This window comes from Anabaena azotica FACHB-119 (genome assembly GCF_014697625.1).
Lineage (GTDB): Bacteria > Cyanobacteriota > Cyanobacteriia > Cyanobacteriales > Nostocaceae > Trichormus > Trichormus azoticus_A.
The window spans coordinates 13,515-36,122 of sequence record NZ_JACJSG010000012.1 but is presented as its reverse complement, the minus strand read 5'-3'; the positions used below and the strand labels follow the sequence as shown (position 1 = coordinate 36,122).

General features: G+C 42.3%; 22 protein-coding genes. 7 read left to right on the top strand and 15 right to left on the bottom strand.

Going from position 1 to position 22,608, the window contains the following annotated elements; genetic code table 11:
• Positions 1–91: 91 nt before the first annotated feature.
• The 6 genes from H6G83_RS10620 to H6G83_RS10595 all read right to left on the bottom strand — a co-directional run bounded on the left by H6G83_RS10620 (position 92) and on the right by H6G83_RS10595 (position 3,721).
• Positions 92–310 carry a type II toxin-antitoxin system HicB family antitoxin gene (locus H6G83_RS10620; protein WP_190471081.1) on the bottom strand — a complete coding sequence of 73 codons (219 nt, stop codon included), beginning with the start codon at positions 308–310 and terminating at the stop codon, positions 92–94.
• 33 nt (positions 311–343) lie between these two features.
• Positions 344–955 carry a class I SAM-dependent methyltransferase gene (locus tag H6G83_RS10615; protein WP_190471080.1) on the bottom strand — a complete coding sequence of 204 codons (612 nt, stop codon included), beginning with the start codon at positions 953–955 and terminating at the stop codon, positions 344–346.
• A gap of 21 nt (positions 956–976) precedes the next feature.
• Positions 977–1,207: a DUF7660 family protein gene (locus H6G83_RS10610; protein ID WP_190471077.1), complete on the bottom strand. Its 231-nt coding sequence runs from the start codon at positions 1,205–1,207 to the stop codon at positions 977–979.
• Positions 1,208–1,290: 83 nt separating this feature from the next.
• A complete protein-coding gene (gene aroH / locus H6G83_RS10605; RefSeq protein ID WP_190471074.1) occupies positions 1,291–1,704 on the bottom strand; it encodes a chorismate mutase in 414 nt (137 codons plus the stop codon).
• A 102-nt stretch (positions 1,705–1,806) separates the two neighbouring features.
• Positions 1,807–2,628, bottom strand: coding sequence for a signal peptide peptidase SppA (gene sppA, locus H6G83_RS10600; RefSeq protein WP_190471071.1), 822 nt, complete (start codon positions 2,626–2,628; stop codon positions 1,807–1,809).
• A gap of 796 nt (positions 2,629–3,424) precedes the next feature.
• Entirely contained in the window at positions 3,425–3,721 is a 297-nt protein-coding gene (locus H6G83_RS10595; RefSeq protein WP_190471067.1) for a hypothetical protein, read from the bottom strand.
• Between the two features lie 426 nt (positions 3,722–4,147).
• On the opposite strand from H6G83_RS10595, the gene H6G83_RS10590 reads away from it, so the two are divergent.
• The 3 genes from H6G83_RS10590 (at position 4,148) to H6G83_RS10580 (ending at position 6,987) form a co-directional block, all read left to right on the top strand.
• Complete coding sequence (locus H6G83_RS10590; RefSeq protein WP_190471063.1) at positions 4,148–4,939, top strand: MlaE family lipid ABC transporter permease subunit; 792 nt, start codon at positions 4,148–4,150, stop codon at positions 4,937–4,939.
• Between the two features lie 136 nt (positions 4,940–5,075).
• The gene (locus tag H6G83_RS10585) at positions 5,076–5,489 is read left to right on the top strand and encodes a DUF3119 family protein (RefSeq protein WP_190471060.1); all 414 of its coding nucleotides are present in this window, start codon (positions 5,076–5,078) and stop codon (positions 5,487–5,489) included.
• Between the two features lie 232 nt (positions 5,490–5,721).
• Positions 5,722–6,987, top strand: a complete 1,266-nt coding sequence (locus H6G83_RS10580) for a DUF3086 domain-containing protein (protein WP_190471057.1) — start codon at positions 5,722–5,724, stop codon at positions 6,985–6,987.
• A 266-nt stretch (positions 6,988–7,253) separates the two neighbouring features.
• Here the strand turns inward: H6G83_RS10580 and H6G83_RS10575 are convergent, their stop codons facing one another.
• Together H6G83_RS10575 and H6G83_RS10570 are read right to left on the bottom strand one after the other, a co-directional pair.
• Complete coding sequence (locus H6G83_RS10575; RefSeq protein WP_190471054.1) at positions 7,254–7,925, bottom strand: rhomboid family intramembrane serine protease; 672 nt, start codon at positions 7,923–7,925, stop codon at positions 7,254–7,256.
• 672 nt (positions 7,926–8,597) lie between these two features.
• On the bottom strand, positions 8,598–10,313 hold the full coding sequence (locus tag H6G83_RS10570) for a diflavin flavoprotein (protein ID WP_190471051.1): 1,716 nt from the start codon (positions 10,311–10,313) through the stop codon (positions 8,598–8,600).
• A 257-nt stretch (positions 10,314–10,570) separates the two neighbouring features.
• Here H6G83_RS10570 and H6G83_RS10565 point away from each other — a divergent pair, with 257 nt between their 5' ends.
• Positions 10,571–11,239: a Uma2 family endonuclease gene (locus tag H6G83_RS10565; protein WP_190471048.1), complete on the top strand. Its 669-nt coding sequence runs from the start codon at positions 10,571–10,573 to the stop codon at positions 11,237–11,239.
• 94 nt (positions 11,240–11,333) lie between these two features.
• On the opposite strand, the gene H6G83_RS10560 is transcribed toward H6G83_RS10565, so the two are convergent.
• Positions 11,334–11,573 (bottom strand): type II toxin-antitoxin system RelN family antitoxin, encoded by a 240-nt coding sequence (locus H6G83_RS10560; protein ID WP_190471045.1) that lies wholly within the window; start codon positions 11,571–11,573, stop codon positions 11,334–11,336.
• A 220-nt stretch (positions 11,574–11,793) separates the two neighbouring features.
• Between H6G83_RS10560 and H6G83_RS10555 the strand changes: the two genes are divergently transcribed.
• On the top strand, positions 11,794–12,003 hold the full coding sequence (locus H6G83_RS10555) for a DUF433 domain-containing protein (protein ID WP_190471386.1): 210 nt from the start codon (positions 11,794–11,796) through the stop codon (positions 12,001–12,003).
• A gap of 18 nt (positions 12,004–12,021) precedes the next feature.
• Here H6G83_RS10555 and H6G83_RS35285 read toward each other — a convergent pair whose 3' ends face one another.
• Both H6G83_RS35285 and H6G83_RS35275 read right to left on the bottom strand, forming a co-directional pair.
• A complete protein-coding gene (locus H6G83_RS35285; RefSeq protein ID WP_313935716.1) occupies positions 12,022–13,395 on the bottom strand; it encodes a HEAT repeat domain-containing protein in 1,374 nt (457 codons plus the stop codon).
• A 9-nt stretch (positions 13,396–13,404) separates the two neighbouring features.
• Positions 13,405–16,119, bottom strand: a complete 2,715-nt coding sequence (locus H6G83_RS35275; protein WP_242044525.1) for an NACHT domain-containing protein — start codon at positions 16,117–16,119, stop codon at positions 13,405–13,407.
• Between the two features lie 260 nt (positions 16,120–16,379).
• On the opposite strand from H6G83_RS35275, the gene H6G83_RS10545 reads away from it, so the two are divergent.
• Complete coding sequence (locus H6G83_RS10545; RefSeq protein WP_190471401.1) at positions 16,380–16,631, top strand: hypothetical protein; 252 nt, start codon at positions 16,380–16,382, stop codon at positions 16,629–16,631.
• Positions 16,632–16,872: 241 nt separating this feature from the next.
• Here H6G83_RS10545 and H6G83_RS10540 read toward each other — a convergent pair whose 3' ends face one another.
• Positions 16,873–17,694 (bottom strand): Rpn family recombination-promoting nuclease/putative transposase, encoded by an 822-nt coding sequence (locus H6G83_RS10540; protein WP_190471042.1) that lies wholly within the window; start codon positions 17,692–17,694, stop codon positions 16,873–16,875.
• A 401-nt stretch (positions 17,695–18,095) separates the two neighbouring features.
• Positions 18,096–19,820 carry a diflavin flavoprotein gene (locus H6G83_RS10535; RefSeq protein WP_190471039.1) on the bottom strand — a complete coding sequence of 575 codons (1,725 nt, stop codon included), beginning with the start codon at positions 19,818–19,820 and terminating at the stop codon, positions 18,096–18,098.
• 109 nt (positions 19,821–19,929) lie between these two features.
• Between H6G83_RS10535 and H6G83_RS10530 the strand changes: the two genes are divergently transcribed.
• Positions 19,930–20,769: a pantothenate kinase gene (locus H6G83_RS10530; protein ID WP_190471035.1), complete on the top strand. Its 840-nt coding sequence runs from the start codon at positions 19,930–19,932 to the stop codon at positions 20,767–20,769.
• A 21-nt stretch (positions 20,770–20,790) separates the two neighbouring features.
• On the opposite strand, the gene H6G83_RS10525 is transcribed toward H6G83_RS10530, so the two are convergent.
• Positions 20,791–21,603, bottom strand: coding sequence for an alpha/beta fold hydrolase (locus H6G83_RS10525; RefSeq protein ID WP_190471032.1), 813 nt, complete (start codon positions 21,601–21,603; stop codon positions 20,791–20,793).
• A gap of 220 nt (positions 21,604–21,823) precedes the next feature.
• The gene (locus H6G83_RS10520) at positions 21,824–22,318 is read right to left on the bottom strand and encodes an NUDIX hydrolase (RefSeq protein ID WP_190471027.1); all 495 of its coding nucleotides are present in this window, start codon (positions 22,316–22,318) and stop codon (positions 21,824–21,826) included.
• Positions 22,319–22,608: the final 290 nt, after the last annotated feature.

The following is a 22,608-nucleotide window of genomic DNA, read 5'->3' as shown; positions in this document are numbered from 1 at the left end:
CATATTGTGAGGTTTGGTAATTGGTAATTGGTAATTGGTAATTGTTTTCTCCCATTACCAATTCGCTATTACCCATTACCAACTATACTTATTAGGCAATCTGAAGAGTCATAGGTTCAGGAATAGATTCGCCTTCTGCTTCCCACGCTTCCAAGTACATTTCAATTACTTCTTCACCGTTATGTATTGCTTCTTCACGAGTTTTACCATGAGTGCAAGGCATAATTACGCGATCGCTAAACTCAGGAATTGTGATTAGAAATAATTTGTCTTCCTCAGACCATTGAATAATCATGCTGTATTTACTCATCTATTCTTTGTCTTAGGTTGCTTCTGACCTTTTCTATTGTGCAGCACCAATTTTCTGAGCAACGATATAAACGTGCTTTTCTGGATATTGGTCATACTCCAGATGACGACAAGTGCAATTATGCTCAGATAAAATCCGCAAAAAAGCATCAACCCCTAAAGTGCTGTAATCAAAATCCTGACCTTGAAATGCGCCCGAAATTTCGCCGTATGTATGTCCACCACCACAGGTAAACACAAACACTCCGCCGGGTTCTAACGCATCGCATAGCTTTCTTGTCACAGGTTCCTGCATATTTAGCGGCAAATGAAAAGTGCTATCCCAAGCAGAAATTAGGCTATAAAGTTTTGGAGGAATCCAATCACAGATGTCTTCCCTGTAAAATGTCACTTCTGGATGCAGTTGCTTGGCAAGATTTATCATATCTTTTGATATATCAAGCCCTTCAGCCAGAAATCCATGTTGAGATAAAACATTAATAAAACGTCCAGTACTTCCACAGCCTATATCAATAGCTGAGTTTCGCCCAGAAGTAAATTTAATAGCCCGCTCTAATTGTGCAATCCCGTATGATGAATTTTTATGTTCAGTCTGCCACCATTTGGCAATTTGATCATATCGGGCGGCTGTATCTTTTGGATTCATAGTCCGATATAAATTCTTTATTCATAGATAGCTGCACCAGCCAAAACATCCCCAACTAGGCTGTTCAGCATCAATTTGGATATGATTGTGTTCATAAAACTTATGAACATTTTGAATGTATGTAGCTAGAGCTTCAAAATAAAATTTTAAGGTTACGTTTTCCCAGTTACCGGAGTTAGCAACCAAATCTTCTTGCAATGCTTTGACGTATTGAGCCAGTTCCTCTCGTGAAGATACTATCTCTCGTTCCATACAAAATAACAAACCTAAATTGGCGGTAATATTATACCTTGGTAATTTATGTCTTAGTGATTGAAAGAATTTACGTCCCTAGCTTAAACTTTTGACTCTATAACTGAGTGTGATGCTTGTAGCGCCTGGGGGAAACTCCAATCAGGACGTAATTTTGTAGCTTCCCGGAGGTAAATATGATAAACAGGAACCGAGGCGGGGAGGTAGGCGTGGATGAGAAAGCGGATGCAGCGCTTTAAACTACCTTCAACGTGCATTTGCTGTACATCTAGCATAGCTACATTATCCCAACCTGGGCGGGGTCTAGCGATCGCCGCCGGAAAAATCGCATCTAAATCTCGCGTGACTGAAAATGTCACACTAATCATGTCCTCTGGTTGGAGTTGGTTTCGCCCTTCAAGTTCGTCAAGCAGTTCTGTTACCGCCTCCCGCATCGCTTCCACTGTATTTTCAGAAACGGTTGTTGCTCCACGAATAGCACGCAATCGCCACTCCACGCCCAAATCCTCCTTAGGTGATCATTACTTAATAGTCATTAGTCAACAGCCACAAGTCAATAATTTATATTTATTTTTGATTGTCTTTTTTATCTCCCTTGATTACGGTCTATATAACCATAGTGGCAAACCACTGGTAGACATTTCAAATTCCAGCCAGTCCATACTTGCACCTAGTTTTGAGGAACCCTGACGACTTCCGCTCAAAACTCGGCTCAATAAAGGTTTTCGCTCTTCTAGGGTGTAGAAAGGTGTTTTTTCCGGGTCAAGTCCTACTAATTCTGCTGTCCAGCGACGCGCTTCTTCTTCGGTTCCCAATCGGTCTACAACTCCTAATTCTAAAGCTTGCTGTCCAGTAAAAATCCGTCCATCAGCGAAACTTTTAACTTTTTCTACTGTTAATGACCTCGCTTGGGCTACTGTTTCCACAAATTGCTGGTAACTAGTATCAATTAACTCTTGCAGAATATTTTGTTCTGGTTCGGTTAATTCCCGGTCGAATGCCAATATATCCTTGTAAGGCCCAGATTTGATGACTTTGAAGGAAACACCGATTTTATCTAACAGCCGTTCTAAGTTGTTTCCCCGCAAAATTACACCAATGCTACCTGTAATAGTTCCAGGGTTAGCCATGATGTGTTCTGCTCCCATACCGATGTAAACACCGCCAGAAGCCGAAATATTGCCAAAACTAGCCACAATCTTGACTTTTTCCCGTAACCGCTTCAAGGCACTATAAATTTCTTGGGAATCTCCTACTGTACCGCCAGGGCTGTCGATGCGTAGTAGTAAGGCGGGAAACTTTTTCTCTTCCACAGTTTTTAAAGCTTCTAGCACCCGCTTGCGAGTTGCACTGGCGATCGCACCTGTAATTTCAATGCGAGCAATTTGTTTACGAAACTTTGACTTAAAAGGCCAAACCATGAGCAAATAAAAATCCTAGTAATAATCTAAATATAATTTGTCTGGTGGTCAGATGTCTTAACTCTGTTCTGTTAAAACAGCCATCAGCCATGATCCCATCCCAAATTTTAACGATTTTTTTATGCCTTGTGTGGGTATTTCTTTGCTATTGTTATCCCACGAGCAGCATATTTCAGCAATATAGAGAGGGTTAAAAACTTACAAAATTACAATTCAATTTCTGATATCTCGTCACTTTACGCTTAACTTCAACTAGTTTAGGGCTTACGCAACTGGCATATTTTTTCTGTAGGGTGTGTGAGGAGCGATAATATTTGAATGTAGTCATGAGACTTGTAGCGTCACGCACCAACCACCAATTGAGACACTTGCGTAATTCCTGTAGTTAATAAATAATTTTGTGCCGTTTAGATATCAATATTGTCTTACTTACTTCTAAAGGATTTGATAATTGAATGGTAACTACATAACACCTTGGGCAAATTTCTCGCAAACATAACTCCCAACCCCTTTTCTACAAAGGGAATGCGAGCAAGAATTAAAAGTTTTCCTGACAGCTTAAAGCTTTAGAGAGGGGTTATATAACTATTTTTGTAGCGATGATTTATAGTAGCTACGTTTGCATGAGCGTAAATCCGAGATTCCTCATTTTTCTTGTAGCTAATTTAGTTGTTTAGTTTCTTATAAAAAGAATTAATAGTAATTGACTAATATAAATATTTGTTAAACTACCAGCACAAAATATTTCTGAGGCGTGGAATTAATAGTTAAATTTACCTTCATCTGCCTTGAGGATTTAGGAATCTAACCTTAAAATTTGATAGCGGTAGTAAACATAGGTATCGAAAAGCGCACCGACAAAACTACAAGTCAAGCTAATCACTAAAATGCCGTGCAAAGCAGAACCACTACCAAAAATGCTGAGGAAGTTAAAGATGGCATTAGCGATCGCCGTTAGGTAGCCACCTAAAAGGGGAACATAGCCGCCCAAAGATAAAAACAGGAGTACAGCACCGATTAAGCATAAAGGCGCGGCAAAGCTAAAAATAATAGTCAGCACCAAGGATCGAAGAAAATTGGTAAAAATATTCATCTCACGTCAGCTCCGAGAGTAAAGTGAAAAATAGCCGAACAGCTACTGTCTTCTTTCTACAATACGTGCGATCGCTCCTGAACAGACAAGTTGTCAAAAATCTTAAGTTTTCATTAAAATAAACCGTTACCTGTAACACAAGTGCTGTAGGTGCAAAATAAAATAAGCAACTCTAAAACCCTTGTTAAATAAAGCTTATACTTTAGCCTGTCGAGACATTACCATATTTAACGTGTTTATGCAAAGCAATATATCCTGAGAACGTCGTTAAGCAAAGTTAATATTTCTCGCAAAATGAAAAAACCGTTGACTGTTGACTGTTGACCATTGACTGTTGACTATGGACTAATGACCCTCACGGGTTCGCCAGTTCCCTACGGCGGGAAACCCGCCTACAGGACTGGACTCACTAATGACTAATCACAAATGACCACATCCAAATCCGGCTTAGGAACATGGAGTCAGCGATTGCTGGCGGCGACATTTCTAGGTGGACAAGCCATAGTTCACCTACTCAGGGGTAAAATTCACTGGCGTAACACTACAGAACAAATGGCAGCAGTAGGGCCAGATTCGTTATTCATTGCCCTGTTAACAGCAGTTTTTGTAGGAGCAGTGTTTACTATTCAAGTAGCACGAGAATTTATTAACTTTGGCGCGGGGAATCTCGTCGGTGGAGTATTAGCCGTAGCATTAACGCGCGAATTATCACCTGTGCTGACAGCCGTAATCTTGGCGGGACGTGTTGGTTCTGCCTTCGCCGCAGAAATCGGCACTATGCGCGTGACAGAACAAATTGATGCCATGCTGATGTTGAGAACCGACCCAATTGACTACCTAGTGATTCCCCGTCTACTGGCTTGTTTTATCATGCTGCCGATTTTAACTCTATTATCCTTAATCACCGGCATGGCAGGAGGATTATTCATTGCCATAAATCTGTATGGAATCGCCGACACAGTATTTTTAGATTCTGCCCGTAATTTGTTAGGTGGCTGGGATATTTGTAGCGCCATGATTAAAGCTGGCTGTTTTGGAGTCTTAATCGCCATCATTGGTTGTAGCTGGGGTTTAACCACTACAGGCGGAGCCAAAGGCGTAGGACAATCAACTACAACTGCCGTTGTTACAGCCTTACTAATTATCTTCATTAGCAACTTTTTCTTATCCTGGGTAATGTTTCAAGGAACTGGTAGCGCATTTCAGCAAGGGATATAGGGTTGGGGACTGGGGAGAGATGGGGGGAAAGGGGAAAGGGGAAAGGGGAAAGGAAGAAGCCTTTAACCTCTGTCAACTGATAACTGATAACTGATAACTGATAACTGACAACTGACAAACTCCTAAAATAAGAAAAGTGTCTACTAAAACAGGATGGGAAACTGTGACCAGTTCAATTGCGCCTAACTCCGCAGCAACTGTGGAACTTAAACCTAGTTACAATATCCCTGTAGTATTGGTAATAGTGGCTATTCCACTACTTTTGGTACAGCCTTGGGTGGGAATTGTGTTTGCCCTTTTGGGTTTATTTCTTTTATTTCAAACAGTCAGCTTGCGCGTGCAATTTACCGCCACCGACTTTGACCTCTACAGAGGTGACAAACTCATTCGCCGCTTTCCCTACCAAGAATGGCAAAACTGGCGCATTTTCTGGGATAGAGTTCCCATATTGTTCTATTTTAAAGAAGTTAACAGCATCCACTTCCTGCCAATTTTATTTGACCCCAAAGCCCTCAAAGCTTGCTTAGAGGAGCGCTGTCCACGTATTTAAAGAGATGGGGGAGATGAGGGAGTGGGGGAGCAGAGGAGCAACCCACCCCTAACCCCTCCCAGGAGGGGAAAGGAGCAGAGGAGCAGAGGAGCAGGGGAGCAGAGGAGCAAAGGTGACAGTCTTTCCCTTTTCCCCTTTCCCCTTTCCCCCTTCCCCTTTACCCTTTCCCCAATCCCCACAGTATATTTTTTAAAGGCATATTATTCGTATCTTAGGAATTGCACTATAGTTTATGAACCCAGACGAATCTCAAACTCCAGAACCGATTGATGAGTGGTTGGAACAAATACAACCAGAAAATCCTCAGATGGAAAATTCAGAAAGCTTATCTGGAGAGACAGTTGGGGAAATGACAGGACAAACTCCATCGGTTGAGCCACAATTAGTCTCTCATGAAGAATTGCCATCTACAGACGATGTAACGGTGGAATCAACGGATGATGTTGTTCAGCAGCTAGAAGTAGAAACTACAGCACTGGGTTCAGAATTAGCCTCAGAATCATCAAATAATTCACTATACACACAAGCAGAACAACGCATTGCCGAACTGCAACGGAAAGAAGCAGCGTTGAAAGAAGAAATAGCCAAGCTGCAAGCTGCATATAAAATTCTTCAAGGACAAATCAGCGACAGTCAAACCGCTTTGGGAAGAATTGTTCAAGAGTCCATAGCACAACTAGAACAACGCAAACAAGCACTGCAAATTTCTATAGAACAGCTAGAACGCCGTCAAGAACGTATCCGCAATGAGATGCGGACTACATTTGCTGGTGCATCTCAAGATTTAGCAATTCGGGTACAAGGTTTTAAAGATTATCTAGCAGGTAGCTTACAAGATTTGGCAGCCGCAGCCGAACAACTACAATTAGTCCCAGCCGTTGTTGAAAGGGAAAGACCACCAGTTAAGGAAACTAAACTCGCCGAACCCGAAGCAGGTACACCACAATTTGCTCAACAGCAGTTTCAAGATACAACTAAGCAAATTCGGCGTTTAATTGACCAATATCGGAATAAACCAGATTATTATGGCCCGCCTTGGCAACTGCGCCGCACCTTTGAACCAGTCCACGCCGAACGAGTCGCCAATTGGTTTTTCAACCAAGGGGGACGGGGTGCTTTGCGGACGATGGGTAGCCGCTTGCAAAATATTTTGATTGCCTCGGCGGCAATTTCGATATTACATAAGTTGTATGGCGATCGCGTCCGTACCCTAGTTTTAGCCAATACACCAGAACGTCTAGGTGAATGGCGTAGGGGTTTACAAGACTGTCTTGGTATCGGTCGTCCAGATTTTGGCCCAGATAGAGGGGTTGTATTATTTGAAGCGCCTGATGCTTTAGCACAAAAAGCAGACCGTCTAGTCAAAGCAAATCAATTGCCCTTAATTCTCATTGATGATTCCGAAGATCAAATCAGTTTAGCATTACTACAGTTTCCTCTATGGTTAGCCTTCGCCCCCGACCCCAAAGCCATGAGAAACTATGATGATGATTTTTAAATTAGTCATTAGTCAACAGTCCATAGTCCATAGTCCAGAGTAAGGGGAAAGGCTTCTCCCTTTTCCCCTTTTTTTACCCCAGGGTGGTTTCATACAATCAGAGAAAAAAGATTATTGTGTTTCAAAGCCTCTCCCCCCGTGGGGGAGAGGTTTGGATAGGGGTCAAAATCTCTGCTACAAAACGAAAAATCAGGACTTATAAATTTTTCTTTTTTCGTATGAAACCACCCTGCTTTTCCCCTTTTCTTACCCCAATCCCTGCTATATTAGTCGCGTCTGAATAAACCAAATACGGGACTGAGAATTACGCCGAACACAAAACCCCCAATGTGCGCCCAGTAAGCAACTCCCCCTGTTTCTATACTCATATTGGCGGCGGCTTGTAGACTGACAAGACCAGATATGACATTTTGGATAAAGAAAATACCAATAATCACTAATGCCGGAACGCTAATTGTAGTAACAAAGAAACCTAAGAAAAGTAGAGTTTTTACCCTAGCTTGAGGAAAACGAATCAAATACGCACCCAGAACGCCGGAAATTGCACCACTAGCCCCTAAAGAAGGGATAGTAGAATACATACCAATAAACCACTGACACAACGCAGCTAAAGCACCACAGACTAAATAGAAAATCAAATATTTGAAATGTCCTAAGCGTTCTTCAATATTGTTGCCAAAAACCCAAAGAAACACCATATTTGAAATCAAGTGCCACCAACCACCATGTAAGAACTGCGATGTAAATAACGTTGTCCATTCAACATTTAAATTAGTGGTTAACTCTCTGGGTATTACTGCATACTGACTAAGAAACAGATTTAACTGTGCATTAGATAAACTCACTTCATGAAGAAAAACTAAAACGTTCATCCCAATTATCCCGTAAGTAAAATACGGGGTGGTTCTTGTCGGATTTTCGTCGTAGAGGGGAAACACTGGTGTTTTTCCTAATCATTGATAATTGCAATATAGCTTGAATGGCTTGCTGTTGTTTATCTAGGTAATTAGACTTATAATTCTCATTGAGGCGAGGGGCTAGAGATTAGGCTGGCTACGCCACTACAGTTTTTTTGTAGCCTTTTAGTCTTGACAAGCTAATAGTATTGTGAATCATATATTTGAGAAATACTAGAAAAATCCCAGTGATTTCTGAAAAAATCTTATACTGATAGGACTTACGCAACTGGCACAATGCGATCGCCAATTGCTAGTACATAGGTATTAGTTTAATCTGATTCCGAAAGCCTTGTATTCGTCAGGACTTACGCAAGTGTCACAATTGGTGGTTGGTGCGTGACGCTACAAGTCTCATGACTACGTTCAAATATTATCGCTCCTCACACACCCTACAGAAAAAATATGCCAGTTGCGTAAGTCCTATTAACCTGCGGAGGTGGTCACTGAAGCTCAGTAGATGCGGTTTCTAACCGCCCATTTCACGTTAAGTGGACACCAATGCACAGCTATGCGCCCATACCCACATATCTGTCGCATTCTTTTTTCAAATTGGTATTACTTTCTGCTGTCACCTATCCTCAGAAGGTTCTGACTCGTAACTAAAAAGTCCTTGTCCTACTTCCCCTGTCACCAGTCACCTGTCCCCTATCATTAATAATGATTGCCTGATTTGCGATGATGGACGGCTGTTACACCATCCTGATTTAAGACTTTGCCATTCTCTACAGTGGCGTAAACTAGCCAGTGGTCGCCTGACTCCATCCGATTTTTAACTGAACATTCCAAATAAGCAAGGGCATCTTTCAGTACAGGACTGCCGTTTTCGGCTTCTTCTGTGGCTACATCAGCAAATCTATCTTGTCCTGGGCCGAAGGGTTTGAGGAAGTGTTTCATCAACCCCAAATGATTGCCTTCTTTAAGAACATTAAGAACAAACTTATTACCAGTATGCGTAAGTTTTTCTACTGCCCTATCTTTGGCTACGGCGATGGTTAAGCCGGGGGGATTAAAGCTGGCTTGAGCTACCCAAGAGGCTAACATGGCGCTGGATATTTCGCCTTGCTTGGCGGTGACTACACACAATGAACCGACGATTCGCCCTACTGCTTGCTCTACGTTGGTGGCTGGTAGACTTTGCGATCGCACTCGCTTCGCTTTCTTCAAAGCTTGGGCAAAGTCGGTTCCGGCTTCCTCACACAATTGTAAGGTGACTTCGTTGGGTTTGAATTTCACCCGAATGGGTTCAAAGCCAAACCGATAACCTGCATCTTTGAGCTTACCTTCAATTAAATCAACGGCTTCGCCACTCCAGCCAAAGGAACCAAACACACCAGCTAATTTATTATTGGTGGCGGTTGACAAAACTATCCCTAAAGCTGTTTGTACTGGTGTGGGTGCATGACCGCCCAAGGTAGGCGAACCGATGACAAAGCCAGCCGATTTCTCAACGGCGGCGCGAATTTCTTCAGGGTCGGCAAATTCACAGTTAATTGATTCTACGGCAACACCCGCCTTAGTGATACCACGAGCGATCGCCTGAGCTAAGGTGGCTGTATTTCCATAAGCTGAAGCATAAATTAACGCAACTGTCAAGTCCGCAGATGTTTGTTGTTGACTCCACTCCCGGTAGGCGTGGGTGAGTTCCACTAAGCCGTAACGTACTAAGGGGCCGTGTCCGGTGGCGTAAAGTCTTGCGGGGAAATCAGCCAGTTTTTCTAAAGCTGTATCGACTTGCCGGGCATGGGGAGCCATCAAGCAATCATAATAGTAACGGCGGTCTTCGTTGATTGCTTCCCAACCTTCATCAAATACTTGGTCGCCGCAAATATGCGCCCCGAATAGCTTATCTGTGTAGAGAATTTCGGTTTGGGGGTCGTAGGTACACAACTCGTCAGCGTAGCGGGGGTTGGGTGTGGGGATGAATTGTAAATTATGCCCTTTACCTAAATCGAGGGTTTCATCACCCCGCATAATCAGAATGGGTAAATCTGGCTTTTCTAACGCCCCGCGTAAATTAATCGCCCCTGGGTTGGAACAGACGAAGGTAATTTGCGGTGCTATTTCCAGCAAAGCTTTTAAGGTGGCGGCTCGGTTGGGGTTAATATGACCGAGAATCACATAATCAATAGTGGTGACATCGAGTCTTTTGTGCAACGCATCGAGATAGATTTGTGTGAAGGTTTCCCCAGGCGGGTCAATTAGGGCTAGTTTATCACCTTGGATGAGGTAGGAGTTAGCCGTTGTTCCCTTGGCTAGGGCATATTCTATTTCAAATCTCAATCTTGTCCAACTGCGCGATCGCAGTACGGTTGTATCTGTACCAATAGGTAGAACTTGAACGTCACGGGGTTTGTTTTGTGGCTGCATAATTTATTTATTTTGAAAGTATTTTCTGATAAATTCATCGCTGGATTTAAACCATTGCCATAGTGTAGGCATCCACACTTGTAGTAAATGAGTAGCTATTTATAATTAAAGCTTAGTTTGTTTGAGTATATTTTCAGCGTTGATGATGAATGAGATAGATGTTTATTAATTCTCAATATCTGAATTTGGATTTGAGAGAGCGATCGCCTCAGATAACGCTGTTACAATAAAGCCATACTTGATGCCGTATTCATTCTATGACCATCGCTCAAGAAATCAATCCGCAAACAACCGTCGGCCAGGATGTTATATTTCCTCCTAGTGACCTATACAGTGATGAACCACCCTGGGAAAGCGATTTACACCTCAGACAAATCATCTTACTGTTAACTTGCTTAAAATGGCTGTGGCGCGAGAGAAATGATTTCTATGCGGCGGGAAACTTGACTATCTACTACAGTCCCCATCAACTCAAATCAGAGTATTTCCGAGGCCCAGACTTTTTCGTAGTGCTAGGATGTGAACGTAAAACCAGAAAAAGTTGGGTGGTATGGGAAGAACATGGCAAATATCCCAATGTCATCGTTGAAATTTTGTCTGACTCCACAGCTGATACAGACAAAAATTTAAAGAAAACGATTTATCAAGACACCTTCCGCACACCGGATTATTTTTGGTTTGACCCTTATACTTTAGAATTAGCTGGGTTTCATTTATTAGATGGTGAATATCAACCTCTGCAAGCAAATGAATATGGGCATTTGTGGAGTCAACAATTAGGATTATATCTCGGTGTGCATGAGGGATTATTGCGTTATTTTACACCAGAGCATCAACTCGTACCGACGCTGGAAGAAATGGCACAACAAGCAGAACGTCTGGCGGCAAAACTGCGGGAGTTGAATATCGATCCAGATACAGTATAAGTATTTTAGGCAAGCTATTGAGTAAACTTAGTTTGTAGTTTAGGGAGCGATCGCCTATTATTGCTGATGAGCTTCAACTTGAATCAATGGTGGCTCACTCTGCATCTATCCCTTGCCAAAGTTGAGAGACAGGTACAGTATTTCCATTCATCGCATCATACCAACCTTGACGAAAACTTTCTTTTGCTGACTCGAAAAGTTCCTCATCCTCTTCATTCTCTTCTGTAATGAGGACAATGACTCGGACGCGACTGTGTTTTGCTGTGGTTAACGGTTCATCTAAGGAAAGTTGACCAAGTTCATTAACAGTTCCTTGAACCTCAATTGCTTTCATTGGTGTAAATCTGAGTTTACCTTTAATAGTATAGAGTTTATAACCATCTGACTTTTCACGGTATCTGGAAAACCCCTCTCCAAACCTCTCCCCTACAAGGAGAGAGGCTTTGATTTCTCCCCCTTCCCTAGTAGGGAAGGGGGCTGGGGGGTTAGGTCTGAAGTTAGCTTTTCCACATGACGTGAAAAGTCAGATAACCATACATCACGAAGCCACAACCATGCAAAATCTCACCAGAATTACCCGTAATTCAGAGGTGATGGGCGGTAAACCCTGCATTCGGGGAATGCGCGTTACTGTTGGTACTATAGTCGGTTTAATGGCATCTGGACATAGCAACAGCGATATTCTCAAAGCGTATCCTTATCTGGAAGAAGCTGATATTTATGAGGCACTTGCCTATGCTGCGTGGCGAGTTGAAGTTTGTTAGTACACAGCACAAATACAATTAACTACAACCTAACCATTCTAAAATTTCATCAACTGATTGCTTGGGTGTAAAGATTTTGAGGGTTTTGTAGTTTGGTATGGGGTCGCTAATAAAACAGATTTTACCCTCAAATTTGCTGATGGCGTTGAGAAACGCATGGCTGTATGTCGCCTCACTTTTAGTATTAGTTGCGCCTGGGTGAAATAATAAAACCACCCGCCTATCAGTTTCTAGTAATTCCCAATAGGTTTGGAGTTCCGTCATTGTTTTCGGCGTACCATCTGGACATTTAGGACAGCCAGCTTTGACAATTGCAGTGTAAATTTTACTGGCTGGGTTATCTGGTTCGATGAATTTACTAGTGTCGATAGAGATTAAATGAATGTTTTGGCTAAGTTGAGGGTGATTGTTAATTGCAGCTTGCAAGCGTTGGGGTAAGTCAAGATGATTAAGACTGGTTTGTTCATTATTTCCTTGATGCCAAGCTAGGTAGAAATCGGGATAAGGCATATTCTGAGAACATTTCCAGATGACATCGTAGTTATACTCAAATTGCAGATAATCTTTTAAACCTGTGACAGCTAAAGACCGATGCTGATTGTTTTGTATAACTTTCCCTAAGCTATCTGCTGCCTGCCTATGGGTGAAATGATCTACATCAGATGATTGCAGCAGTTGCATCAAGGCGGCGATCGCATCTTGATTATTTGTGCCGATTTCCCCTAAGCTATCTGCTGCCTGCCAACGGATGTAGTCATCTACATCAGGTGATTGTAGCAGTTGCATCAATTCGGCGATCGCTTTTTCATTACCTGGGTTGAATTCCCCTAAGCTTACTGCTGCCTGCCAACGGGTGTAGTTATCCAGATTTTGTGATTGCAGCAGTTGCATCAATTCTGCGCTCGCTTTTTCATTACCTGGGTTGATTTTTCCTAAGCTTACTGCTGCCAGCATACGGGTAAAGTGACCCACATCAGGTGATTGCAGCAGTTGCACTAATTCGGCGATCGCTTTTTCATTACCTGTGCCGATTGTCACTAAGCTAAATGCTGCCTGCTCACGGGTGTCTTCATCTATATCAGGTGATTGCAGTAATTGCACCAATTTGGCGATCGCTTTTTCATTACCTGTGCCGATTTCTCCCAAGCTTACTGCTGCCTGCCTACGGGTATAGTTATCCAGATTTTGTGATTGCAGCAGTTGCACCAATTCGGCGATCGCTTTTTCATTACCTGGGTGGATTTCCCCTAAGCTAAATGCTGCCTGCCTACGGGTGTCCTCATCCACATCAGGTGATTGCAGCAATTGCACCAAAGCAGCGATCGCATCTTCATTGCCTGTGCCGATTTTCCCTAAGCTTTCTACTGCCTGCCTACGGGTGGAGTAACCCACATCAGGTGATTACAGCAGTTGCACCAAAGCAGCGATCGCTTTTTCATTACCTATGCCGATTTTCCCTAAGATAAATGCTGCCTGCCTACGAGTGGAGTAACCCAAATCAGGTGATTGCAGCAGTTGCACCAAGGCGGCGATCGCTTTTTCATTACCTATGCCGATTTTCCCTAAGCTTTCTGCTGCCTGCCTACGGGTGTTGTTATCCAGATTTTGTGATTGCAGCAGTTGCACCAAGGCGGCGATCGCTTTTTCATTACCTATGCCGATTTTCCCTAAGCTTTCTGATGCCTGCCTACGGGTGGAGTAACCCACATCAGTTGATTGCAGCAGTTGTACTAAAGCAGCGATCGCTTTTTCATTACCTATGCCGATTGTCACTAAACTATCTGCTGCCTGCCTGCGCGTGTCCTCATCCACATCAGGTGATTGCAGCAGTTGTACTAAAGCAGCGATCGCATCTTGATTACCTGGGTCGATATTCTCTAAGCCATCTGCTGCCAGCCTACGGGTGAAGCCATCCACATCAGGTGATTGCAACAGTTGCACCAATTCGGCGATCGCTTTTTCATTACCTGGGTTGATTTTCCCTAAGCTAAATGCTACCCGCCAACGGGTGTAGTTACCCACATCAGGTGATCGCAGCAGTTGCTCCAAAGCGGCGATCGCTTTTTCATTACCTATGCCGATTTTCCCTAAGCTATCTGCTGCCTGCCTACGGGTGTTGTTATCCAGATTTTGTGATTGCAGCAGTTGTACTAAAGCAGCGATCGCTTTTGTCCTTTTCGTCTGTAGCAGTGTTGATATAGCTTCATATTTAATTGCATCAAGAAATTGCACCCATTTATGTCTTTCTGGTGAATAACCAAAGCCCCACTTAACAATTTGCGCTACTATTTCATTTGCTTGAGTACAATCTTTCAACTCGGCAATTCCCACCGCCGCTAAAAAATAGGCTTGATATTCATAAAAACCTTTATCTACATTTTCTTCATCCCATTCACCACATCCATCTTTAAAATTGACCAAAGCATTAATAAAATCTTGCTGCTGCTGTCTTAGATTTTCTTGTCTTAGTCCTAACCATAGCAAAATCACCTCTTTCCATTGTGGTTGAAAAATGCGGTAAGTTCCTTGAATTGGGTTGTTAGGAACATGATTGAGAAAATCATCCCAGTCCTTAACATTTAAAGCTGCAAAATATTCTTGAAAGTTAGGATGAAAGAAAGCATAAACTTCCTCATCATCAGTTTCAGCTAATCTATCTACTACATTTAACCAACCGACCTCACAAGCCAATTCAAATAATTTTTCTCCCATTTTTTGACGTGCCAAACTCCTCGGTAAGCGAAACCTGGCGCTGCTGTTAATCCCTGCAAAAGCTAATTTGCTTAAAGCTCGGTGTAATTTATCCTTTAAATCATCAGACTTCCACAACCGAGGAAATAACTCTGATTTCCATTCATAAAAATAACGGGTAAACCTCTGATAAAGTGCTGCTTTCGTTTCTGGTAATTCTCCCTGCTTATCCAAATAGAATGTCTGACACAACAGCGACAAGCGCAGAGGATTTGTTACCAATTTACGAATATTTTCATGTTGAGGTGCTTGTAATTTTATGCTTAAATTCTTTCCTTTTTTTATTAATTTTTCTTTTAGGTTCTCTTCTTTTTCTCTATCACTAGCACACTGAAACCACTGTTGAATAAATTCATCAATTTGTTCTGGTTTGAACTCTTGAGTTTTATAAGTATCAAATCCACTGAGTGTATCTTTAACTTGAGCATCCCAAACATTTAAGCGACAAGTTAAAACCACTCGCGCCTGTCTCAAAGATGCAGTCAGTTCTCGATTAATTTTGGCTAAGGCTTCTACAGGTGAATTTTCACCCATTTCATCCACACCATCTAACAGTAGCCAAACTCCTTTTTTAGCAAAACACTCAATTAATTGACGTTCAATTTCTGGCGTGACGACAACCCCAGATTTAACTAATCTCATGGCTTCAGTCAGCCATTGCTTAAGTAAATATTCCTCAATAGTTTTTCCCTGTAAATCGGCGAGAGAAATACAGATGGGTAAATATTGGGTGTTGTCTTGAACATAGGAAGCAATTGTACTTAATAAAGTGGTCTTACCTGCCCCTGGTTCACCGATGATAGCAATATGTTTATGATTTGCGCTGGGCTGTTGTGTAGTTACTTCTTTTAGAAATGCTTTATGTTCATAGGTTTTGACAATGACTTCTTGGCTTAACTCAAAGACTTGCTCCCTGTCTCGCTGTTCATCTTGTTGTCGGCGTTGCTGCTGTTTGCGTTCCACCAGTCCCAAGGCAACATAAACGTTAACTTCAAAACCTCGTTCTGTCGCTTTGCGTCTGAGTTTTGCTGCGGCTTGCTGACTGTTCAGCATGGCGGTGCAAACTTCACGCCAGTTAATTTGTGTAGGTTCTAACTCAATATCATTACTTAGCGCATTCCACACATCAACACCAACAATTTCCTCTGGGGTCAAGTCCAGAACAGCAGCAATTAACTCGATAGCTTCTGAGCCAATTTTGTATCCCCATTTTGGGTTAAATAGCCTTTTAACCTGATCAAGAGTTACTTTTGCTTCTTTTCGGATGTTTTCATAAGTAAAACGTTTCTCACGCTTTTTTGCTTGGAGTTTTTCCAAGCCTTCCTTACTAGCAAAAAAACCTTTAGGTCTACGTGGCTGATTCATCAGTGCGGTTGTGTTGCGTAGCCATATTCTACACCGAGTGAATGGAATTTACGGTAACACAGACGATATTTAGTCCGCGACGGCGGACTTTGTTGGTATAGCCGCAATTTCTAATCTTCGGCGTTCTTCTGTTTAGCCAGTTGTAAAAAAATTTTAGGGTGCAGATTCATACTCGCATTTATCTGCATTGACTAGCTTCTAGTTAGCGATGGGGTGAAATGGATATTTTTGGAATCATTAACACGCAGGGAGATTTAACGATGTCCACGCAGCCATCTAAAAAACTGTCTATTCCATCCATTAGAAAATTTCTCTCGATAAAAAACAAAGCGAGAAAAATGATTGCTTTGTTGTTAGTTCTACAAACTCTACTGTTAGGTGTACAAGCTAAAAACCTCATTCAGCAAGGAGACTCAGCTATTGAGGTGATGATTTGGCTGATTAATCAATGTTTTCCTGTGCTGCAACGGGCTAAAAGTTTGGAGGATGAGGAAGGAAAGGCTGATAAATAACGCTGTGTGCTAATTTCTCTCAAACCTAACCCCCAAGCCCTTTCCTACAAGGGAAGGGGAGCAATTAATGTAGGACGTTGTATGTAATGTCTCTACATTAGCAGGGGACAGGTTTGGAGTTAATGCCCAATGTAATAGCGATCGCGCTTGGCGTTTGTCTAGTCAATTGTACTCAACGAATCTTTACGCCTGAATTTAGGTGAGATAGGGTGCGATCGCCATGACTCATCAAGGGTATATCTTATCTGTATTTCTCCACAGATTCCACAGCAACATTGAGTTGTTGTGCAATATTTTCTACACTCATCCCAATTTTCAGTAACAGTGGAACGATAACTGGTAACAGTTCAGCTTCCCGTTGTTCTCGACCTTGTTCTAGACCTTGTTCTAGACCTTCTTCTCGACCCTCAGCTTTGGCTTCTTGATATACTCTGGTTTGCTCTAAAGTTATTCCTAGCATGGCTTCCACTTCCTCTCTACTCAAAGACGAAAATTTGTAAACAGCAATTGTCGTAATAATCTCGATGATTTCGTTTTTCGGCAGTGCGCCTATTTCTTCTAATTTTACCCGTTGAATTAGTTGCTTTGCTTGCTCTGCCATTACCTTATCTGAGGCAATTGTCAACTGTATTAAATTAATACCTATTGGCAGAGTATTGGAATCACCTAATTCATCCAAATAAATGCGCTGCACTTGTTCACTACTGAAAAACATTCGATGAGTTCTTGTATCACTTGGCTCTAAACTCCGTGAGGGAAATATCACTACACAGTACCAATCATCGTATTGAGATTGATTGCGGTACAAATATGTTAGCGACTCAGTAAAAAAGCGATGATAAAGACTTTCATCTTTCTGGAATTGAACTTCGGCAAAATAGATAACTCTAGCTGTTGCGTCTTCTGGTGGTAAAAAAACACCATCAATCCTAAAGGCGGTTTCTTTTACCTCGACTGATTCAAATCGATAGTTTTGCGCCTGTGCGGGGCGGTTATCAATGAGTTCAAATATTAAGGCTGGAAATCGCTTGAAAATTTGGTAATAAATAGAGTCACGTTTCACAAAAATATCGCCATATTATGTCCGTTTAAACACTTATCATATAGTGGGGGTTGGTAATTGGTAATTGCTAATTGGTAATCGTAGAAAGCAATTTTATGGAGAAATGGTATCATTTATTGGAAAAGACGTTGCACTGCAACGTCTTTTTAACAGTGATTCTCGCTCTGTTCACCAAAGCGATAGGATATTTTAGGGATTTCCAGATAAAAAAATATCCAAAATGTAGGGTGCGTCAGTACGAGAAATCCTGGCTACTCCAAGAAAATATTTGTACTGACGCACCCTATTCACTGTTGACTGCGCTCCCCAAGCGGGAGAAACCCACCCCTAACCCCTCCCAGGAGGGGAACAGGAAGCAGAGGAGAACAACTGATAACTGTCAACTGTCAACGGTCAACTGACTAATAATGGTTTCCGACTTTGCGGTGGTGAACGGCTGTGAGGGCTTCGGGTTTGGAGACTCTGCCGGCGTAGACAGTGCTGTATACTGCCCAGTGGTCGCCGCAGTCCATCCGACTTTGGACTTCGCATTCTATGTAGGCTAAAGCGTCGCTGAGGATGGGTGCGCCGTTTTCGCCGGTTTGGGTTTTGACTCCTTCAAAACGGTCTGCACCTGGGGCAAATCGTTTGAGGAAGTGGCGCATGAGTTGGTGGTAATTGCCTTCTTCTAATACGTTGAGAACGAAGCGATCGCCTACTTGCATTAATGATTCAATTGCTCTATCCTTAGCTACGGCAATGGAAAATCCTAGAGGTTTAAAGCTGGCTTGGGCTACCCAGGAGGCTAACATGGCGCTGGAAACGTCGCCTTTTTTGGCTGTGATGATATATAAGCCACCAGTCAATCTACCCAGGGCTTTGTCTAAATCAGCACCTAATGATTTCATGGCTTTGATGCTGCGATCGCGTGTTACCCATTGCCCTAAGTCTGTACCCGCTTCTTCACAGAGTTTGTAGGTATTTTCCGTTGGTGTCTGTTTGAGGCGAATCTCTGGAAACACCGTGGTCAAACCCAAGTTGCGGAATTTGCTTAACAATGGGTCTATTGGTTCATCATCGCCGCCACCGCTTTCAAATATACCTATACCTTGTTTTTCGTTGGCAGACCCTAAAATGGTGCTGAAGGCGGCTTGAATACTAGCCGCACCAGAGGCTGGCGGAACCCCAATTACTAGTCCAGAACAACGTCCCACTAGTTCGCGTAATTCCTGTAAATCTACGCCTGAACCCAAGTCTACTACCTCTACACCCACACCTGTTTTAGTGATACCATTGACGATCGCTTGGGCTAGGCGATCGCTATATCCATATTCAGATACGTAAAATATACCGATGCTGGTTTCTGCCTTGGTTTGGTTTTGACTCCAACTCCGGTAACGTCCAGTTAATTCCTCAACGTTATGGTAAAGTAAGGGGCCGTGACCAGTGGCTATCATTTTCACGCTTGGTAATTCTCCCATGCGTTTGAGGGCAGATAGTACCGACCGCGCATTCGGCCCCATCAAGCATTCATAGTAATAGTGGAAGTCAGCCTCGATGGTTTTTAAGTCTTCGTCGAAGGTGCTGTCGGAACAGTAGTGCATTCCGAAAGCGTCGCAGGTGTAGAGGGTTTGGGTTTTGTGGTCGAAGCTAAAGATGGTGTCCGGCCAGTGTAAGTTGGGGGCGATGACAAACTCGATTTCGTGACCGTTGCCTAAATCTAAGCGATCGCCATTTTTCACAATCTTCCGCTTAAATGGCTGGTGTACCAAATCTTCTAGAAACTGAATTGCTACTTTTGAGGCTACCACGGTGATATCTGGAGCCATCTGTAACAAATCTTTAACTAAGCCACTATGGTCTGGCTCGGTGTGGCTGACTATCAAATAATCTATATCTGTGGGATTGATTAGCCCTGTCAGGGTATCAAAATAAAGTTTACGAAACTTTTCATGGGACGTATCAACTAGGGCTATCTGCTCACCGCGTATGAGAAAAGAGTTATAGGTAGTGCCGTTTTGCAGACCAAACTCGATATCAAAGCGATCGCGATCCCAATCTAGAGAGCGAATTGCTGTAGTATCTTGAGCAATTTCCGCAGTCTGTATGGTCAGCCGTTTTTCAGTTTTATCAGTGATTGCTACCATAACTTTCTCCTTAACACAATGAGTATTTATTCCTCTAGTCTTATTCTGACACGGAATATTTGTTAATTTTTATTAAAAAACCTATAGATAAGTTAAAAAGTATAAAAGAGTGAAATCACAGCATTATTCAGAACAGACAGAAGGTACATGGCTAGCCTTAGAAATCGGTAATTCTCGGCTACATTGGGCATTATTCCACGGCAAGTCCCTTAATTGTACGTGGGATACAGAATATCTACCTGAATCTGTTATACAGCAATTGGGGGACTGGGGGGCAGAGGAGCAGAGGGGCAGAGGAGCAGAGGAGCAGAGGAGCAGAGGAAGCAGTATTTATCCTTTCCCCTTTCCCCTTTCCCCCTTCCCCTTTCCCCTCCTCCTCGCTTCGGTAGTTCCTCAGCAAACTGCAATTTGGCAAAGTTACCCTAATGTGCGGGTAATTACTTTAGAGGATATACCGCTTAACAATATATATCCGACTTTGGGAATTGACCGGGCTTTGGCTTTGTGGGGGGCGGGGATGAGTTGGGGCTTCCCGATGTTGGTCATTGATGCGGGAACTGCACTTACTTTCACTGCTGCGGATGGGGATAAAAATTTGGTGGGTGGGGCTATTTTGCCGGGGATGGGTTTACAGTTGGCGAGTTTGGGGCAAAAAACTGGACAGTTACCACAGTTAGAAGTTGAGGAAATTCAATTACCACCACGGTTTGCACTGAATACGCCACAGGCAATGCAAAGTGGGGTGATTTATACTTTATTAGCGGGAATTAAGGATTTTATTGACGAGTGGTGGCGTTTATTTCCTGATGGCAAGGTGGCGATGAAAGGAGGCGATCGCAATTTACTATTAAGCTATCTGCAAGAATTATATCCCGCGATCGCCTCACGTTTAATCGTCGAACCAAACCTAATTTTTTGGGGGATGCAAAAAATATCTATGAGTAGATAACCACCAATTACCAATTACCCATTACCTATTACCAATAAAATCCTTAACCTCCCCAGTTACAAGTCCCACACAGGATTGTGGTAAATTACTTTCGGCATGGGCAATGATTTTCAAATTGGCTCTGGGAATCAGTTTACTATAAGCTTGGCTTCTAGCTAAAGCATCCGGGGTATCTTTACCACCTTGTAAAATCAAAACTGGAATCTCTAGTTTCAGCAAACTGTTGTTTAATAATTCGGCTTCGATTTCTGGTTGCTTACGTTGAAAGAGTAATTGAGAAGCTGTAGGATGTTGTAGTAGTATTTGGCGTGTTTGCCAATCTTGGTCTATCTTTTTATCTAACTTAAACAGCTTAGTTAAAAAACGTAGCGATCGCAGTATCTTAAAAAATATTGGTGGACGCTTTATCAATTGCCGCATCTTTTGGCAATTTTGTTCTTGTCCTTCTATGTTGACACCTTCTGGCGCTAACAAAATTAATCCCTCAACTTGTTCTGGATACTTTAACGCATAAGTAGCCGCAACCCAACCCCCAAGGGAATGTCCTAATAGATATACCTTTTCTAACTTCAAGGCTTGGCAAAATTCAGCTATACATTTTACTTGTAAATCAATGGAATAATGAATATTAGGTTTTTCTGATTCTCCAAAACCTAATAAGTCTGGCGCAAAACAATGAAAGTTTGGTGAAAGCGACTCCATCACCTCCACCCATTGGCTACCTTCATTCCTAGCGCCGTGTAACAAAACTATCGGTAGTCCTTCGCCGGCTTCACGCCAGAATAATAGCCCTTGAGATAATTTTCTCCGGGCGTTACGTAAGTGAGTATTCATTTTTGCTGTATTAATTTACTTTAAGTAAATTTAAGGTTTTTCACCAGAACATGTAGATAAAACTATGAAGTCCCAATTCTAACCCAAAATTTCACTTATAGCAGGTGATAGGTGATAGGGGACAGGTGATAGGTGACAGGTGATAGGCGCTACATCGCTGCTTGTGATAAAAATTTTCTGATTCATCAATGCCCTAAACTATGCGGCTACTGCTATATTTCTAAGCTAAAGTAGTCAAGCCATTTAAGTAGTCTTGTAGTTGTCGATAATGGTCATGAGACATCGGCCCTTGAGGTAGAGAATGGGGAGGAAAAGCTTGAATTTCTAGAACTTCGGCGGTATCGATAATTTCCATTGTTCCCTGTACCTCAGCCTCAACCACAACACATATAGAATGTATTCTAGGGTCGCGGTCTGGTGCAGAGTAAACACCTACCAAGCGTCTAATTTTTGTCAATTCTAGTCCAGTTTCCTCTAATAACTCACGGCGGACTGTAGTAGGTATATCTTCTCCCCAATCTACCATACCTCCAGGTAATGCCCAAAGACCATCGTCACGCCGACGAATCAGCACAATTCTACCATCTGATAGAAGCGGGATGATACTAGTTCCTGTGACTGGGTGACGAAAGATAATACCCAGTACAGTTTGTCCAATACGCCACAGGCTACGTGTGGTTTGGAGCGGTGATTTAAAAAAAGCTGTAACGTTCAAATCTAAAATTATCTATGGTTGAGTTTTTTAATTTTCTACCACTGACACATCTCAACTAAGTAAATAGTTGAATCTCGCATTATAATATATTATGCGAAATATGTTAGTGGTTATTGAATATATTTTAACTATATTCATATCGAATATCAACTTTTCCGGTTACTTATACATAAATTTATTTGTATTTGACTATACATAAAACCTATTTAAGAAAAGTAGTATTAGGCGATCGCAATTAATCAAAATCAAAGTACCCCAGAGCCACAAACTTGTATTTTTCTGTTTTTTGT

Excerpts from the sequence above, each read along its gene's own strand:
- H6G83_RS10560 (WP_190471045.1), bottom strand. The coding sequence starts at position 11,573 with ATGAAAGCAATTGAGGTTCAAGGAACTGTTAATGAACTTGGTCAACTT.
- H6G83_RS10565 (WP_190471048.1), top strand. The coding sequence starts at position 10,571 with ATGACCATCGCTCAAGAAATCAATCCGCAAACAACCGTCGGCCAGGAT.
- H6G83_RS10590 (WP_190471063.1), top strand. The coding sequence starts at position 4,148 with ATGACCACATCCAAATCCGGCTTAGGAACATGGAGTCAGCGATTGCTG.
- H6G83_RS10525 (WP_190471032.1), bottom strand. The coding sequence starts at position 21,603 with ATGAATACTCACTTACGTAACGCCCGGAGAAAATTATCTCAAGGGCTA.
- H6G83_RS10570 (WP_190471051.1), bottom strand. The coding sequence starts at position 10,313 with ATGCAGCCACAAAACAAACCCCGTGACGTTCAAGTTCTACCTATTGGT.
- H6G83_RS10555 (WP_190471386.1), top strand. The coding sequence starts at position 11,794 with ATGCAAAATCTCACCAGAATTACCCGTAATTCAGAGGTGATGGGCGGT.
- H6G83_RS10545 (WP_190471401.1), top strand. The coding sequence starts at position 16,380 with ATGTCCACGCAGCCATCTAAAAAACTGTCTATTCCATCCATTAGAAAA.
- H6G83_RS10580 (WP_190471057.1), top strand. The coding sequence starts at position 5,722 with ATGAACCCAGACGAATCTCAAACTCCAGAACCGATTGATGAGTGGTTG.
- sppA (WP_190471071.1), bottom strand. The coding sequence starts at position 2,628 with ATGGTTTGGCCTTTTAAGTCAAAGTTTCGTAAACAAATTGCTCGCATT.
- H6G83_RS10610 (WP_190471077.1), bottom strand. The coding sequence starts at position 1,207 with ATGGAACGAGAGATAGTATCTTCACGAGAGGAACTGGCTCAATACGTC.
- H6G83_RS35275 (WP_242044525.1), bottom strand. The coding sequence starts at position 16,119 with ATGAATCAGCCACGTAGACCTAAAGGTTTTTTTGCTAGTAAGGAAGGC.
- H6G83_RS10615 (WP_190471080.1), bottom strand. The coding sequence starts at position 955 with ATGAATCCAAAAGATACAGCCGCCCGATATGATCAAATTGCCAAATGG.
- H6G83_RS10620 (WP_190471081.1), bottom strand. The coding sequence starts at position 310 with ATGAGTAAATACAGCATGATTATTCAATGGTCTGAGGAAGACAAATTA.
- H6G83_RS10535 (WP_190471039.1), bottom strand. The coding sequence starts at position 19,820 with ATGGTAGCAATCACTGATAAAACTGAAAAACGGCTGACCATACAGACT.
- H6G83_RS10595 (WP_190471067.1), bottom strand. The coding sequence starts at position 3,721 with ATGAATATTTTTACCAATTTTCTTCGATCCTTGGTGCTGACTATTATT.